Origin of the sequence: Leptolyngbya sp. UWPOB_LEPTO1, from assembly GCF_017302695.1 — a bacterium.
Taxonomy (GTDB): Bacteria; Cyanobacteriota; Cyanobacteriia; order Leptolyngbyales; family Leptolyngbyaceae; genus Leptolyngbya; species Leptolyngbya boryana.
Genome location: NZ_JAFLCJ010000003.1, coordinates 264,739 through 279,586 on the forward strand (window position 1 = coordinate 264,739; position 14,848 = coordinate 279,586).

Here is a 14,848-nt window from a genome sequence, read left to right on the forward strand (position 1 = left end):
TTTAGTTATAGAAACTAAGAGTTAAGTGAAGCTTAAGGTGATAGAAACAACAGATCTTTGAGGGTTAAGCTTTCTATGTTTGAGGGTCATCATTGGCATGTGAAATATACCAGGTTGATGGCTTCTGAAACATCGTTTGAGAAAGCTCTCCAACTTTCATCAGATTGGAAGTTGGAGAGCATAGATTGAGTGTGAGGTAATGACGACTGATTACTTTGCTGACCTAATCACTATTCGCCTCTTCTAGACATAGAATCAGCTATCAAGAAAGCGTTATGCAGCAAAATAGTTCAATGCATTCCAAGCATAATGGCGCTTCAATCGAGTGATCCACTCTAATCGCGCCATCAACTCCTTGTGTCGAGCTTGAGAAACACCGCCGATCTTGTACCAGTGCCACTCAACATACAGCTTGTTGATGTAGTAAATCGAGCCATCCTCAATCATCTTCTCAAGAACAGGATATTCAGCACCTTCAATATCCATTTTGACAACAATGTGATCGGATAGATCAAAATTGTTCAAAATCCATTGACTGAAATCCATGCTCTCTACGTGCCGAGGATTTGCGTAATCAAGCTGTCTACCATAGATAAGTGGAACACGCTTATCAGGCATGACACTAGAGGTTTCAGGATGACCAACAAAAAAACTCAGCCCATTGTTGTGAGTCCAAACCGCTTTGTTGTACACCTCAACCTTTGTATCAGGATGCTTTTCAATCCGGGTAGAAATTGTAGGAATCAAATCAGCGTTGGGTTCAAAAGCAAAGAACTCAAATTCAGAACGTCTCCTGATAGCTCGTTCTAACACTTTGCCAACATTGCTTCCACAATCAATGAAAATCTTTCTCATAGAATACCTCTTGTCTGTTCTGTTCGAGTGTGACTACAAAATGCAGGATGCGTAAGTCTCGATCACTTGACCGCTGGTTGCATCGATCGCCGCTTGCTGCCTATCAACCTCTACTTCATACACAAACGCATTCCCCTCCTTGATCAATTCAGCGCGAGTGGCTTTGCCTTTTAGAGTGGCTTCTGCGGTTTGAACCGCTTGCTGAATTGGGACTTGAGGAGCAGTTGTCACCGTTTGAGATGCCTGCTGTGCTGATGCCAGCTTTCCGAGTCCAACGAAACCAGCAACACTGACCAATCCAACTAGAGCAATCTTACTTAGCGTTTTCATGGTGTAATCTCTCCTTAATCTGGGTTTGTGACTTTACTATAGGAAGCAGAAGTCAAGATTTTGGAAAGATTTGCAATCAAATTTCTAGAGAAATATTGAACGCTTCGTTGAGTACGATCTCCTTACTTTTCTACTGCCCTTCGATCGCAAAACGGTATCCAATACCGTGAACTGTCGCAATTACAGTTTCTGAACATCCTGCGTCCTTTAACTTACGGCGCAGATTCGTAATATGAGTTTTAATCGTCTCCTCGCCCGACGATCGATCAAATTCCCAAAGCTTGTCTAGTAGAACAGAGCGTGTAAACACTTGTGCTGAATTTTTCATCAAACACTCTAGAATCATGTATTCTTTTGGAGTGAGCGACAAAAGAGTCTCCTTGTAAAAAACCGTTCGACAACTAGGATTGAGGCGCAAATTTCCTCGGTTGAGAATTGGCGTTTGAACTTCTAAACTTCTCCGTGACAAAGCCCGGATTCGTGCAGCTAACTCCTCTAAGTCGAAGGGTTTAACTAGGTAGTCATCCGCACCTGCATCAAGCCCAATTACTTTATCAGTGGTCGTATCTCTTGCGGTTAACATCAAGATAAAGGCAGTACAGCCAGCCGCACGCAACCGCTTGCATAAAGTAATGCCGTCAAGTCGAGGTAGCATCAAATCTAAAAGAATCAAATCGTAAGAGTTAGATTGCGCGTACTCCCAGCCTGTAATACCATCACTTACCACTTCAATGATATGGTTTTGATATCGGATATCTTTAGCAAGCGGTTTAGCAATTAAATCATCATCTTCAACAAGCAGAATTCTCATATTGCTGGAGGGTTTAACTTTAAGGCAATTGAACCTGGAAATCTGTACTACTGTTTTACTTTTTCGCGTTGTGCCTCTCGAATGATATTGGTTCCGCCTCGGATTACGACGATTGCAATGATGAAGCCAATGACTAAATCAGGAAATCGTGAATTAAACAGAGACACAAGCAAACCAGCAACAATGACACCAAAATTTGCAATCACATCGTTGCTCAGAAAAATCCAACTTGACCGCATATGAACTTCTTCATGGCGATGTTTAGACATTAGAAACATACAATACGAATTGATCATCAAGGATAAGAGAGCAATTCCTATCATTAGATTGGATTCTGGCTCACTGCCAAAGATTGCTCGTTTAAAGACATCAACTAAAACGAGGCTTGCTAAGGTAGTTTGAAAGATACCACTGAGAAAAGCTGCACGGATTTTTTTCGCTTGTGATTTACCAATGACATAAAGCGAAATTCCAAAAACTGCTGCGTCGGCAAGCATATCGAGGGAATCAGCAACAAGAGCAGTCGAACGGGCTAAAGTTCCAGCAGTAATGCCAATGATAAACATGGCTGCATTGGCAGCGAAAAGTATCTTTAGAACTTGACGCTGTGCTTTGTTTTTTGCCTCAAACTCGCAACCACAATCTGACATTGAGCCTCCTTGTCGATAGATGACTTATCTAAAGTGTAGAAATTGTTAATCTTTCTTAGAGCAGTTGTAGCGGGTGCATTCATAAACACCTTTTACGACATCTGCCAATAGTCATCCGCAAGTTCTAACATCTCAACCACTCGTGGATCACTAAGCTGATAATTGACATACTTCCCCCAAACAACCTAGATGATTCGATGCATTCGATTGGGTTAATCCCGTAGCCTCAACGATTTTGCCAACTGTCCGCGAACCTGTTCGCAGCACCTCCAAGATGGCTAGGCGTGAAGGAGCGGAACCCCCCGGAAGAGTTTTACTCTTAGGCTAGTTGATTAAGTTTGAGGGGTAAGAAGCATTGGGTTCAATGTTAAGTTTTTATTTGTCAACATCATCATATCATCAGATCTTGACATGATCAATATCAGAAACGATTAGGAAACGCAGAGGCAAATAAATATGGACAGAAAACTACTGGTCTATAGCCTTGCTGGTCTCTTCACGGGTAGGGTTGCTACCGCGTTTGTCACGTTAGCTTTGTTCAAAACTGCTCCCCAGGCAACTCTCACAACAGGAGCATCTGCTCAGCCTCAACCTACCTCTTCACAATCTTCGCCTTCTGGCAACGCGCCTTCTATTATGTTAGGCATGATGAGCTGTCCAGAGCAGCACTTCATTGTCATGATGATTCCCCACCATGAAGGCAGGGCTAGTTTATTGAGGGGAGAAAAAGCATAATTGCAGTGTTGTTTCTCTCCCCATCCGACCATGAGCCTGATTGAGCATCTCAAGCAAGTGCGGGACTTCCGCACCCAACCGCGCTATGAGCTATGGGTGATTCTGCTGCTCATCCTCATGGGGGTGTTGAGTGGCTGTACGAGCTATCGGGCGCTCGAAGAGTTTGTGGGACGACATCAAGCCGCATTACTCGAATTACTAGAGCTACCTTACAACCGCTTGCCCTCGTATTCGACGCTCCGCAAAGTGATTGAGCGCGTTCCGTTTGAGTCGTTGACCGAAGCTTTCAATGCTTGGGCAATCACAACGGTGGACCTGCAAGCGGGCGAGCAACTCGCTGTGGATGGTAAAGGGATTAAAGCGAGTGTCGTGGCATATGACACGCATTTGCAAGATTTCGTCAATGTCGTGTCTGCCTTTGCGGTGCGTTCTGGGGTGGTGGTCGGTTTGATGCCGATGCACAATGCTGAGCAGAGTGAGATCGCCACGGTGCTGCAATTGCTGGAAGTCCTGCATGTCAAAGGCGTTTGCTTGAGTTTGGATGCCTTGCACACCCAAAAAAACAGTGGAGCAAATCATCGAGAGCGGGAATGACTACCTCATCGCCGTCAAGGGCAACCAACCGAAGCTGTATGACTATCTGCAAGCTCAGTTTGCGGCTCGTACCCCTGATAGTGTCGATGACCAAACCGAACAGGTTCGAGACCGCATCACGCAGCGCACCGTCAGTGTGCTATCTGCACCTTCAGACCTGGGGGCAGTTTGGACCGGGGTAAAGCGCTTGATTCGCGTCGAACGCACGGGCATGCGCGGCACGGAACCGATGCACGAAACCATGTTTTACATTAGCTCCCGCTCGGTCGAGGCTCGACAACTCGGCGAATGGATTCGCGCCCATTGGCAGATCGAAAATCGACTGCACTGGGGCAAAGATGTCGTCCTCAAAGAAGATACTGCCCCGATGTGTTCCGGTCATGCGCCTGAAAACATGGCAATCCTCCGGACGATCGCGGTTAATCTCCTGCGACTCAACGGCTTCGCATCCCTGACCAAAGGCATTCGCGCAGTCGCTCATAACATCGACTGCCTCTTTTCCTTCTGTCAATAAACTAGCCCTGCACCATGAAGGGGCGATCGCAATGGCAGACTTAGCTGCAAGTCGATCAGAACGCTCGGAGGTCAAACAACTGGCTAACGACTCAAACTCGTGAAATTCAGCAAATGTCGGACTTATACAAGCAGTGGTACGACACAGATGTTCCTGCTTGGGGACCTGGTAGGGGGTGGCACTGGAATCAACGGACTCAAGGTAACAATCAGCAGCCTGTTTGGGGTTGTGGATTGGGGGTGTACCGAGACTGGGATGGCTGGGATCAGCAGTGGGAATCAAGGATGGGCTGCTGTGTGCATAGAGGCTGGAGAGGAACGAATATATCTGCTCTACAAAATGCACCTGACTTCGATCAAGGGTTTATTCAACAAATGATTCCTCATCATCAGATGGGGGTGATGATGGCTCAGATGGTGCTAAGTAACAGTCAGCGTCCTGAAATCCAAAAACTGGCTCAGGCAATGACTGATACTCAAACGTCTGAAATTAGTCGGATGCGGCAATGGTATCAAATTTGGTATCAAACCAATTCCCAGTGGATGAATTTACAGCGATTCTCAATCATGGCAACCACAGAACGGGCAAGATGAGGAGGTGAGGAAATGAGGGATGTGGAGTCGGCGGGTAGTGAATTCAAGCGAAAGCTGCCGTAATAAAGGCAAACCTTTGCTTTAAGATTCCGCAACTGAAAATCACGAGTATGATGATACGTAGCAAATGATTTTATTGAACTCACATCAATCGAGTACAAAGGCGAAACTAGCTACATCTTACTTCTGACGTAAGGTATCTAATTGCTTGATCTGTTGCGATTGTTCTTTCAATCGAACTGCCAGTCGATCGCATACTAATTCACATAGCTCGAAAATCAGGGGGTCTGTGATCTTATAGTAAACACTCACACCATGAGGTTGACGAGAGACTAGACCTGATTGAGCCAGGATCTTTAGATGCTTAGACACATTAGCTTGTCCGAGTCCCGTTTCTTCAATGATCTCAGTAACATTCTTGGCTCCCGATTTAAGGCTACACAGCACCTGAAGCCGACTGACTTCAGATAAAACTTTGAAGTAATCTGCAACGGGAGCTAATACTGTCGGAGAAGCTTGCAAAATTTGTCGCCTAGCCATGTCTATGTTTTTGTATAACAGTATGGTAATATTATAGTATAAAAAGCTTCAAAGTTAGGGATACGAGTTTCGTTCCTGCAACTCGTAAATTGAGATGAGGGATGAGTCCTGAAGGATATACCCTCATCCCTTGATTGGGAAAATTGCTAGACAGGAATTGTGAACTTGGTTTCTTCCAGCTACGGTTGCTCCACAGGAAGTTCGGCAGCTTTCCATGCTAACCAAGATCCAGGGACATTCACCACGTTCTCAAATCCGTTTTTTTGCAGCATACTAGCTGCGATCGAAGCACGGTATCCACTCCCACAATACATTGCAATTCTCTTAGTTCTGTCTAGCTCATCGAGCTGTTCCTCCAAATGCGGAACGTAGATGTGTTGCGCTCCTGGAACTCTTCCGTTCTTGTATTCATCATTGCCTCTAACATCTAACACGATTAAATCAGCGTCGTGTTGATGCTCATTCAACTCGTGAACCGTCCATTCTTGCACTCGTTGCAGCGGTAGTCCTACATTTTGCCAGGAAGTCATCCCATCGTGCAAATAGCCAATCACCTTGTCATAACCAAGGCGGAATAGCTGCTCAGACGCTAATTGCACGCCCCGCTCACTTTCTAGCACAAGCAGAATTTGCTGATCGGGTTCTACCATCCAGCCCATCCAGATGGGAAACTCTGGGCGTAATGCAATGTTGATCGCTCCCGGAATGTGTCCACCGCCAAATGCGAGGATCGATCGTGCATCAATTACGATCGTATTCTCATCTTTCATTCGTTCCTGAAATTCCTTGGGAGATAGGGGAGGAAGTACGGGAACATCTCCTTTAATCGGTGCGCCTTTGGCATTGACTTTCTTGAGTCGAGCATAGAATCGGGGTGGTTCGGGCATTCCACTCAAAATCCACTCGACAAATTCCGATTCAGAGCGCTCTTGAAAGGCAGGATTGAAAATGCGCTCGTTGCCAATCGTGCTTTGTCGGCGATCTCCAATCGATTTTCCACAAGAAGAGCCAGCTCCGTGTGACGGATACAGTTCGATGCGATCGCCCAGTGGTAGCAATTTGTCAAACAACGAATGATAGAGTTGCGCCGCGAGTTGTTTTTCACTGCCGCCGCCTAGCAGGTCTGGTCGCCCCACATCAAGATTAAACAACGTATCGCCTGTAAAAATGCTGAAGGGTTCTGCTCCTTGTTTTGCATCGAATACCAGAAAGGAAAGATGTTCTGGAGTATGTCCGGGTGTATGCACCGTCCGTAAGGTGACATTGCCCAAGTGGAGTTCATCGCCTTCAGCGAGTTGATGTAGGTCAAATTGATAAGCTTCACTCTTGCCGCCATAGATTGGTGCGCTAGTTCGAGCTTTCAATTCATGAGAACCGGAGACGAAATCAGCATGAATGTGGGTTTCAAGAATGTGTGTGATTTTTACGCCTAATTCGCGTGATCGTTGAAGGTAGATGTTGACATCGCGACGGGGATCAATTACTGCCGCTACGCCTGCTTTGTCATCGCCAATCAGGTAGGACAGGTGAGCCAATCCCTCAACATTAATTTGCTCAAACACAAGTGCCATAATTCTTCATCCTCAATTTAGGTTTCTCAGCGTTCTATAGTTTGGAATGCAGTAGAGGTCGTATGAGCAATGCACTCATTGGAAATGATTCGGCTTACTACAGCAACCACCATCCTTGTCTGTCACGCCTAACGTCAACAGTTGCGAGGTCTTGTTCAATATACTACTATATTGTTATATTATTAATTGATATTTGAGACAGACCTCAGCCGAAAGAAGTATTCTCAGTTCTATTGATAGATTTAGCCAATTTATCCGAAAGTTTCTGAAAACTAGCTTTTAACGGGCAGTTGCTGGAGAAATAGAAATTGGTCTCTAAAGTTGAGTCGGATGTTTCCTCAAAATTAGCAACGGAGACGTATCATGACGACTTGGATTATTGGGCATTTGATGGCAGCTTGTATTGGATTAAGCTTAGGCTTGATTGGTGGTGGTGGCTCGGTGCTAGCGCTTCCCATTCTGGTCTATGTGATGGGCATTCCACCTAAGCCTGCGATCGCCATGACGTTGGTGATCGTCGGAGCCGTGAGTCTGTTGGGTGTCATTCCTCATTGGCGAGCCGGAAATGTCCGCCTCAAAATCGCTTTGTTGTTTGGAGGCGCAACGATGATTGGTGCGTTTGCTGGAGCGAAGATTGCCACTTTGCCGTTCGTTTCTGGAGCCTTCCAAATGATTCTGTTTGCCGTGATGATCCTACTTGCGGCTGGATTGATGATTCGACGGAGTTCTAAACGTCCTCGACAAATTGAATTGAAATCTTATCCGAATCCTGTCTGTAAGTACTGCTGGTTCTTGCTCTTAACCGAAGGTATTGGAGTCGGAGTGCTGACGGGATTGGTCGGCATCGGAGGTGGATTTGCGATCGTGCCTACATTAGTTCTCCTGGGTCGTGTACCCATGAAACAAGCGATCGGCAGTTCGTTGTTGATCATCGCTTTGAACTCGGTTGCAGGATTTTTGGGCTACCTTGGACAAGTGCCGCTGAACTGGGAACTCACAGGTTCATTTATTTTGGCAGCAAGCGCAGGGACAATTCCAGGTGCATATTTGGCACAGTTCATTCCAGCGCAACGATTACAGCAAACCTTTGGCTACTTTCTGTTAGCCGTAGCAGCTTTTATTTTCGTGCAGAACCGCCACAGCTTTGAAGTCGTACACTCCTTTAAAAATACTGCTTCACAGATGATCCAGTACCACACTAAATATTAATTTTCTTACTATATTACCATATCGTAGTATAATGAATTAAAAGGTATTAGGCGTTGCCCGTTTGGAGTTCACTATGATACTATTTCGACAGCTTTTTGATGCAGAATCCAGTACTTACACTTATCTCATTGCTGATCTAATTACGAAGGAGGCGGTTCTTGTTGATCCAGTGCTGGAACAAGTTGAACGCGATCGTAAACTGCTGAATGAATTAGGATTGTCCCTGAAATTCTGTCTCGAAACTCACATTCACGCTGATCATGTTACGGGGACCGCAAAGCTTCGTGAAGCGACAAGCTGTCTCGGAGTTGTGCCCGAAAACGCTTATGCTACTTGTGCCGATCGCGTGATCCGAGATGGTGAAGTGCTTGAAATTGGCAGTGTCAGTATTGAAGCGATCAGCACCCCAGGTCACACGGATAGTCATATGGCATATCGAGTGAACTGTACTCACTTACTGACTGGAGATGCTCTGCTGATTCGAGGAAGTGGACGCACAGATTTCCAAGGTGGTGATGCTGGAGCTTTATATGATTCAGTCACGCAACGATTGTTCATGCTTCCCGATAAGACGCTCGTTTACCCAGGACATGATTATCACGGACATACCGTTTCGACCATTGGTGAAGAGAAACAGTCTAATCCTCGGTTTACGAAGTGCAACCGGAACGATTTCATTGAACTGATGAAAAATCTCAATCTTCCAAGTCCGAAAAAGATGATGGAAGCTGTACCTGCGAATGAACGCTGTGGTAACTTAATCAGAATTTAGTGAAGGATGCAGAATTTATTCACGGAGTAGACAAAATGACGATGTTGCAACCGAGAGAACTGAAGGCAATCGAGGCTTACAGATTGAAGCAAGAAATTGAGCAGGAAAGTGTGATGTTGATTGACGTGCGAGAAGCTGTAGAGTACGCAGGAGAACATATTCCGGGAGCAACGCTGGTTTCTCTATCTAGCTTTGATCCGGCAAAGATTTCATCAACACAAAACAAGAAAATCGTGCTTTATTGTCGATCGGGGAATCGGTCTATCATCGCAGCACAAAAACTATTTGATGCAGGGTTCAAGGACATATCTCATTTAGTCCGTGGAATTAGTGCTTGGAAGGAAGCAGGATACCCGACATACGTCAATCGCGATGCACCAATTAGTTTGATGCGCCAAGTGCAAATTGGTGCTGGATCTGGTGTGGTCATCGGTACACTCTTAGGGGCGCTTTTTTCGCCTTGGTTTTTGCTGTTGAGTAGTTTGATGGGAGTTGGACTAATTTTCTCTGGAATTACTGATAGCTGTATGTTAGGTAGAGTGCTGGCTAAGCTGCCTTACAATCAGCGCAATCGCTTCTGATGTAAAGACGTGGGGTAAATCGTTCAATTCAAACTACAAAAATGGTTTCCTACCGGGTGGTAACTTTAGCAAGAACCCGAACGGGTGAATACTCTTTAATCAGTGAAAGAATTAGGCAGCCAACCAATCAGTTGATCTCATAGAATCGACTGATCTCATAAAATCGACGCGATTCTTACTGTTTAGGCGAAATAAAAGGTATCAGTCAGGGGAATTGTCGAGAGTTAGAGAATTCTAGGAATAGTCGGCAAGTTTGACATATCAGTATTGAGTGATATTCTGATATGAGAAACTCTTTCCAAAATCAATGACTCCGAACGCCCGTACTACTGGACTAAACCTGAAAGCCAAACTGTTTCGAGGGTTTTCCGATCCCTCGCGTCTCTCTATTTTGGAAGCTCTCAGCAACGGATCTTTGACCGTGACTGAGATTGTGGAAGCCACAGGGCTTAGCCAGTCAAACGTTTCCAATCATCTTGGTTGTCTACGCGATTGTAACCTCGTTTACCGGGAGCAGAAAGGCTCCTATGTTTACTATGGCTTGAGCGATGAGCGAGTGACACGACTACTGTACCTGGCTGATGAGTTTCTAGCCGATGTGATGAAAGGAATCTACGAGTGTACTCGCTATAACGTATCGGAGGAAGAATAGCCGTGAAGCCACAGCAAACAACGATCGAGATGACGGTGCAGGGAATGGATTGTTCTGACTGCGTGCGGCATGTCCAGCAAGCGATCGAGAACTTAGAGGGTGTGCAATCGGTGGATGTCCTTTTGTCTTCTCAAAAAGCGATCGTTCAATTCGACCCAGAGAGAATTGAACGACGAACGGTTTACAAAGCCGTAGAAGGTGCAGGCTACAAGATTGTCAAGCCAACCACAACGCTGGAACTGACGGTTCACGGGATGGACTGCTCGGATTGCGCTCGTCATGTTCGACAGGCGATCGAGAAAATGAATGGTGTTGAGTCGGTTGAGGTGTTTTTGGCATCCCAAAAAGCGGTCGTAGAGCTAGACCCAACGCAAGTCAATCGGCAACAGATCGTTCAGGCTGTCCAAGCCGCAGGCTACTCGATCGCCGAGCCAACCACGACCCTTGAGGTTTCTGTCAATGGAATGGATTGCTCGGATTGCGCTCGTCATGTGCAACAGACACTTGAAAAGCTTGATGGTGTGGAATCAGTCGAGCCGTTTGTGACCTCTAAAAAGGTGGTCGTGAAACTGAATCCGGTAAAACTTTCTCGTCAAGAGATTTACCAAGCCATTGAAGGTGCAGGCTACTCCGTTGCTGACCAACCCAAAGAACCACGCAATCAAGCGTCAATCGAGGATATCACCCGACCCGTTCTCACGCTATTTGGCATTGTGATCGGGGCTGTCCTTTTTATTGTGCTGGTGGGTGAGCGGCTAGGATTGTTTGAATCCTTGACAACCCATATCCCCTGGTTTGTTGGAACGATTCTGGTTTTAGCGGGAGGCTATCCGCTACTGATTAATGTGGTACGGGCGGCACTCAAAAATAAGATTACTTCGCACACCTTGATGACAGCAGGGCTGATTGCTGCCCTTGTCGTCGGGCAATGGGCAACGGCTGCGGTAGTTGTGTTCTTCATGTATCTAGGGGAGTACGTTGAACGCTTTACAACAGAACGGGCGCGGCGTGCACTCACCGATCTAGAATCCATTGCCCCTCGCATGGCACGGGTCGAGCGTGGTGAACAAGAGGTTGAGGTGCCAATCTCTCAGGTTGCGGTCGGTGAGATTGTGGTTGTGCGTCCCGGTGAACAAATTCCCGTAGATGGAGAAGTCATCAGTGGTCAGGCAACGGTCAATCAAGCGACAATTACAGGCGAGTCAATGCCGATCGAAGCCAGATCTGGAACAAACGTTTTTGCAGCAACTTTGGCATCATTGGGCAGTTTACGGATTCGAGCCACAGCCATTGGAGCCGATACAACATTTGGGCGCGTGATCAAGCTGGTAGAAGAAGCCGAAGCTCGTCGAGCCGATGTGCAACGGATCGCAGACAAATTCTCGGCTTATTACCTTCCAGTCGTGTTAGGGGTAGCAGCACTCACTTTTACCGTTCGCCGTGATCCGTTAGCAACCGCAGCAGTGATGATTGTGGCATGTTCCTGCTCATTTGCGTTAGCAACCCCGATTGCCATGCTGGCTTCGGTTGGGGCAGGAGCAAAACGAGGTCTACTGATTAAAGGTGGGAAATATTTAGAGTCTCTCGCTCGCGCTGATGTGCTATTGATTGACAAGACTGGAACCCTGACACTAGGTCGTCCTCAAATTACCGACATTGTGCCGCTATCAGGAGTATCTGAGACTGATGTTCTAGCGTGGGCAGCTTGTGCAGAACGATACTCCGAACATCCACTGGCTCAAGCTGTACTAACGATCGCAGAGGAACGCAACATATCACTGCATAAGCCAGAACAATTTGAAGCATTTCCAGGCATGGGAGTGCAAGCACTGGTTGATGGGCATGTCATTGCTGTTGGCAATCATCGTATGATTCCAGGCGGAGCTTCCCTGACTGTTGTGAAGCGATTTGAGGAGCAGGGCAAAACCATGCTGTTTGTTGCCCGTGATAGTGAGTTGGTTGGAGTTCTAGCTGCAACAGATGCAGTACGTATCGAGGTTCCCACTGCCATTGCTCAGGTCCGTAAACTGCAACTGAAACAAATTGAGCTATTGACAGGAGATAACGAGCGGACAGCCGCTGCTCTTGCTGGAAATCTGGGAATTCACTATCGGGCAAATCTTCTCCCTGAAGACAAGATTGCGATCGTGCGAGAGTACCAGGCGAAGGGACACACGGTGGTTATGGTTGGGGATGGTGTGAATGATGCTCCGGCTTTGGCACAAGCAGACATTGGCATTGCAATGGGAGCAGCGGGAACCAGTGTGGCGCTCGAAGCGGCTCACATTGCTTTGATGCGCGATGACTGGCAGCTTGTACCAGAGGTGTTGCAGATTGCCCGTCGCACAATGAATGTAGTGAAGTTGAACATTGCGTTTACTGCTGTGTTCAACTTGGCAGGGCTATCGCTAGCTGCCTTTGGTTTCCTGCCACCGATCTTTGCAGCCGCAGCGCAGTCCATTCCAGATATTGGCATTCTTGCAAACTCAGCCCGCCTATTGCGTCAGAAGTAGTCGCAATCTGGCTGATCTATATTCTCAAGTCTTAGGTCTCACCACGTTGAGACCGCGTTTCAATGATAATTCTCCATGTTCCTTGAAGATTTTCGACGAATAACACCTTGTAAGTCTATCAATATCATCATATGATGATATAATGACTCGTATGTATTTCATTGACTTACAAGGTGAGAAATGAAATACAACTCTGAAGCCTTGGATACCTGAAAAGCAGCCAAACTGCTAGGGTTCCACGTATTGGCAAGCATGACTAGAAAATTTGATCTAAGTTTGCATTTGTTCTCAACATCACAGGAACTTTTCTATGTCTCTTCGATTAGGTGATACCGTGCCAAACTTTACTCAAGCTTCGACTGCTGGTGAAATTGATTTCTACGAGTGGGCAGGAGATAGCTGGGTTGTGTTGTTTTCCCACCCCGCTGACTTTACTCCGGTTTGTACCACAGAGTTAGGGGAAGTTGCCAAGCTTAAGCCGGAATTTGACAAGCGCGGTGTGAAGGCATTAGCGCTTAGCGTTGATAATGTCGAATCTCACCAAGCATGGGTGGGAGATATTGAAGAAACCCAGCATACAAACCTCAACTACCCGATTTTGGCAGATTCAGATAGGAAGGTTTCCGACCTTTACGACATGATCCACCCCAACGCCAACAATACTTTAACCGTTCGTTCGGTATTTATTATTGACCCTAGCAAGAAACTGCGTCTGACCTTGACCTATCCAGCTAGCACGGGGCGTAATTTTGATGAGTTACTGCGGGTAATCGATTCATTGCAGCTAACAGACGATCATAGTGTAGCGACTCCCGCTAACTGGAAGGATGGTGAAGACTGTGTGATTGTTCCTTCGATTCAAGACCCGGAAGAACTGAAGCAGAAATTCCCTAAGGGCTACGAAGCGGTGAAGCCCTACCTGCGAATGACTCCTCAACCGAATAAGTAGTCTGATTCCAGGTCTCTGGGCGAAATTAGCAACGCGGTTAATATGCGGTGCTGATTCCGCCCAGATCAACTCTGTTTGGGGTTGCTTGTCTAACTGACGTTCAAGAAAAGCGAAATATGATTTTTCGACAACTGTTTGATCAAGAATCCAGTACCTATACGTACTTAATTGCAGACCCCGCGACTAAGACCGCCATCCTGGTCGATCCAGTTCTGAACCAGGTGGAGCGAGACCTCAAGCTGCTTGAAGAGTTAGGATTAAATCTTCGCTACTGTTTAGAAACCCATATTCATGCTGACCACATCACAGGGACTGCCAAGTTGCGTGAAGTGAAGGGTTGTCTCGGCGTTGTTCCAGACCACGCTCAAGCCAATTGTGCCGATCGCCACATTAAGGATGGTGAGACGTTGCAGTTAGATGGCATTGCGATTGAAGCGATCGCCACACCGGGTCATACCGATAGTCACATGGCTTATCGGGTCAATAATGACCGAATCTTGACTGGAGATGCTTTACTCATTCGAGGTTGTGGAAGAACCGATTTTCAGAGCGGTGATGCGGGAACGTTATTTGATTCAGTCACGCAGCGGCTGTTCACGTTACCAGACAACACGCTCGTTTATCCGGCACATGACTATCGAGGTCACACAGTATCCACTATTGGCGAAGAGAAACGGTGGAATTCCCGATTTGCCGAACGAGATCGCGATCAGTTCATTGAGTTCATGGCGAATCTAGGCTTACCGATGCCCACGAAGATCATGGAAGCGGTTCCAGCTAATGAGCGGTGTGGCAGAATTGCCTCTCCTGACACAACCAACATTATTTCAATAGACTTCTCATCCACCAAATAGGGCTAATAATTTATTCTTTGCTAAACGTGAATATTATGATTTCTTCTAGTAAGGCTACTGAAAGCTATCACTCAATTGCCGAAGTAAACCTCGCCAATTCCGCTTCAAACGATTCAAGGGTCGTA

The 14,848-nt window shown here is 46.5% G+C and carries 14 protein-coding genes and 3 pseudogenes; 10 read left to right on the plus strand and 7 right to left on the minus strand.

Translation table 11 applies throughout. The annotated features are described in order from the left end of the window. Nucleotides 1-273: 273 nt before the first annotated feature. The 5 genes and pseudogenes from J0L70_RS06530 to J0L70_RS31965 form a co-directional block, all read right to left on the minus strand. The gene (locus J0L70_RS06530) at nt 274-855 is read right to left on the minus strand and encodes an FkbM family methyltransferase (protein ID WP_287453648.1); all 582 of its coding nucleotides are present in this window, start codon (nt 853-855) and stop codon (nt 274-276) included. 33 nt (nt 856-888) lie between these two features. Continuing rightward, nucleotides 889-1,185, minus strand: coding sequence for a PepSY domain-containing protein (locus J0L70_RS06535; protein ID WP_287453650.1), 297 nt, complete (start codon nt 1,183-1,185; stop codon nt 889-891). A 130-nt stretch (nt 1,186-1,315) separates the two neighbouring features. Further along, nucleotides 1,316-1,996 carry a response regulator transcription factor gene (locus J0L70_RS06540; protein WP_287453652.1) on the minus strand — a complete coding sequence of 227 codons (681 nt, stop codon included), beginning with the start codon at nt 1,994-1,996 and terminating at the stop codon, nt 1,316-1,318. A gap of 47 nt (nt 1,997-2,043) precedes the next feature. Continuing rightward, nucleotides 2,044-2,646 carry a cation efflux transmembrane domain-containing protein gene (locus tag J0L70_RS06545; RefSeq protein ID WP_287453654.1) on the minus strand — a complete coding sequence of 201 codons (603 nt, stop codon included), beginning with the start codon at nt 2,644-2,646 and terminating at the stop codon, nt 2,044-2,046. A 150-nt stretch (nt 2,647-2,796) separates the two neighbouring features. Further along, nucleotides 2,797-2,928 (minus strand): annotated as a pseudogene (locus tag J0L70_RS31965) (ArsR/SmtB family transcription factor); the annotation flags it as partial. 174 nt (nt 2,929-3,102) lie between these two features. On the opposite strand from J0L70_RS31965, the gene J0L70_RS06550 reads away from it, so the two are divergent. The 3 genes and pseudogenes from J0L70_RS06550 (at nt 3,103) to J0L70_RS06565 (ending at nt 5,082) form a co-directional block, all read left to right on the plus strand. Continuing rightward, nucleotides 3,103-3,381 carry a hypothetical protein gene (locus J0L70_RS06550; RefSeq protein ID WP_287453656.1) on the plus strand — a complete coding sequence of 93 codons (279 nt, stop codon included), beginning with the start codon at nt 3,103-3,105 and terminating at the stop codon, nt 3,379-3,381. Between the two features lie 30 nt (nt 3,382-3,411). Further along, nucleotides 3,412-4,489: pseudogene (locus tag J0L70_RS31970) on the plus strand (ISAs1 family transposase). A gap of 31 nt (nt 4,490-4,520) precedes the next feature. After that, a pseudogene (locus tag J0L70_RS06565) lies at nt 4,521-5,082 on the plus strand (DUF305 domain-containing protein). A gap of 180 nt (nt 5,083-5,262) precedes the next feature. Here J0L70_RS06565 and J0L70_RS06570 read toward each other — a convergent pair. Continuing rightward, the gene (locus tag J0L70_RS06570; RefSeq protein WP_287453660.1) at nt 5,263-5,622 is read right to left on the minus strand and encodes an ArsR/SmtB family transcription factor; all 360 of its coding nucleotides are present in this window, start codon (nt 5,620-5,622) and stop codon (nt 5,263-5,265) included. A gap of 179 nt (nt 5,623-5,801) precedes the next feature. After that, entirely contained in the window at nt 5,802-7,193 is a 1,392-nt protein-coding gene (locus J0L70_RS06575) for an MBL fold metallo-hydrolase (RefSeq protein ID WP_287453662.1), read from the minus strand. Nucleotides 7,194-7,556: 363 nt separating this feature from the next. On the opposite strand from J0L70_RS06575, the gene J0L70_RS06580 reads away from it, so the two are divergent. From J0L70_RS06580 to J0L70_RS06610, 7 genes are all read left to right on the plus strand, one after another. Continuing rightward, the gene (locus J0L70_RS06580; RefSeq protein WP_287453664.1) at nt 7,557-8,402 is read left to right on the plus strand and encodes a sulfite exporter TauE/SafE family protein; all 846 of its coding nucleotides are present in this window, start codon (nt 7,557-7,559) and stop codon (nt 8,400-8,402) included. A 73-nt stretch (nt 8,403-8,475) separates the two neighbouring features. Further along, nucleotides 8,476-9,174: an MBL fold metallo-hydrolase gene (locus tag J0L70_RS06585; RefSeq protein WP_502711022.1), complete on the plus strand. Its 699-nt coding sequence runs from the start codon at nt 8,476-8,478 to the stop codon at nt 9,172-9,174. Between the two features lie 35 nt (nt 9,175-9,209). Continuing rightward, a complete protein-coding gene (locus J0L70_RS06590) occupies nt 9,210-9,755 on the plus strand; it encodes a rhodanese-like domain-containing protein (RefSeq protein WP_287453665.1) in 546 nt (181 codons plus the stop codon). Between the two features lie 307 nt (nt 9,756-10,062). Beyond that, entirely contained in the window at nt 10,063-10,407 is a 345-nt protein-coding gene (locus J0L70_RS06595) for an ArsR/SmtB family transcription factor (RefSeq protein WP_287453667.1), read from the plus strand. A 2-nt stretch (nt 10,408-10,409) separates the two neighbouring features. Beyond that, on the plus strand, nt 10,410-12,920 hold the full coding sequence (locus tag J0L70_RS06600; RefSeq protein ID WP_287453668.1) for a heavy metal translocating P-type ATPase: 2,511 nt from the start codon (nt 10,410-10,412) through the stop codon (nt 12,918-12,920). 310 nt (nt 12,921-13,230) lie between these two features. Further along, a complete protein-coding gene (locus J0L70_RS06605; RefSeq protein WP_287453669.1) occupies nt 13,231-13,869 on the plus strand; it encodes a peroxiredoxin in 639 nt (212 codons plus the stop codon). A gap of 116 nt (nt 13,870-13,985) precedes the next feature. Beyond that, entirely contained in the window at nt 13,986-14,723 is a 738-nt protein-coding gene (locus tag J0L70_RS06610; RefSeq protein WP_287453670.1) for an MBL fold metallo-hydrolase, read from the plus strand. The last annotated feature ends 125 nt before the right edge of the window (nt 14,724-14,848 follow it).

Bases quoted from the DNA above. Each gene is read 5' to 3' on its own strand.
- J0L70_RS06530 (WP_287453648.1), bottom strand. From the start codon at position 855: ATGAGAAAGATTTTCATTGATTGTGGAAGCAATGTTGGCAAAGTGTTA.
- J0L70_RS06535 (WP_287453650.1), bottom strand. From the start codon at position 1,185: ATGAAAACGCTAAGTAAGATTGCTCTAGTTGGATTGGTCAGTGTTGCT.
- J0L70_RS06540 (WP_287453652.1), bottom strand. From the start codon at position 1,996: ATGAGAATTCTGCTTGTTGAAGATGATGATTTAATTGCTAAACCGCTT.
- J0L70_RS06545 (WP_287453654.1), bottom strand. From the start codon at position 2,646: ATGTCAGATTGTGGTTGCGAGTTTGAGGCAAAAAACAAAGCACAGCGT.
- J0L70_RS06550 (WP_287453656.1), top strand. From the start codon at position 3,103: ATGGACAGAAAACTACTGGTCTATAGCCTTGCTGGTCTCTTCACGGGT.
- J0L70_RS06570 (WP_287453660.1), bottom strand. From the start codon at position 5,622: ATGGCTAGGCGACAAATTTTGCAAGCTTCTCCGACAGTATTAGCTCCC.
- J0L70_RS06575 (WP_287453662.1), bottom strand. From the start codon at position 7,193: ATGGCACTTGTGTTTGAGCAAATTAATGTTGAGGGATTGGCTCACCTG.
- J0L70_RS06580 (WP_287453664.1), top strand. From the start codon at position 7,557: ATGACGACTTGGATTATTGGGCATTTGATGGCAGCTTGTATTGGATTA.
- J0L70_RS06585 (WP_502711022.1), top strand. From the start codon at position 8,476: ATGATACTATTTCGACAGCTTTTTGATGCAGAATCCAGTACTTACACT.
- J0L70_RS06590 (WP_287453665.1), top strand. From the start codon at position 9,210: ATGACGATGTTGCAACCGAGAGAACTGAAGGCAATCGAGGCTTACAGA.
- J0L70_RS06595 (WP_287453667.1), top strand. From the start codon at position 10,063: ATGACTCCGAACGCCCGTACTACTGGACTAAACCTGAAAGCCAAACTG.
- J0L70_RS06605 (WP_287453669.1), top strand. From the start codon at position 13,231: ATGTCTCTTCGATTAGGTGATACCGTGCCAAACTTTACTCAAGCTTCG.
- J0L70_RS06610 (WP_287453670.1), top strand. From the start codon at position 13,986: ATGATTTTTCGACAACTGTTTGATCAAGAATCCAGTACCTATACGTAC.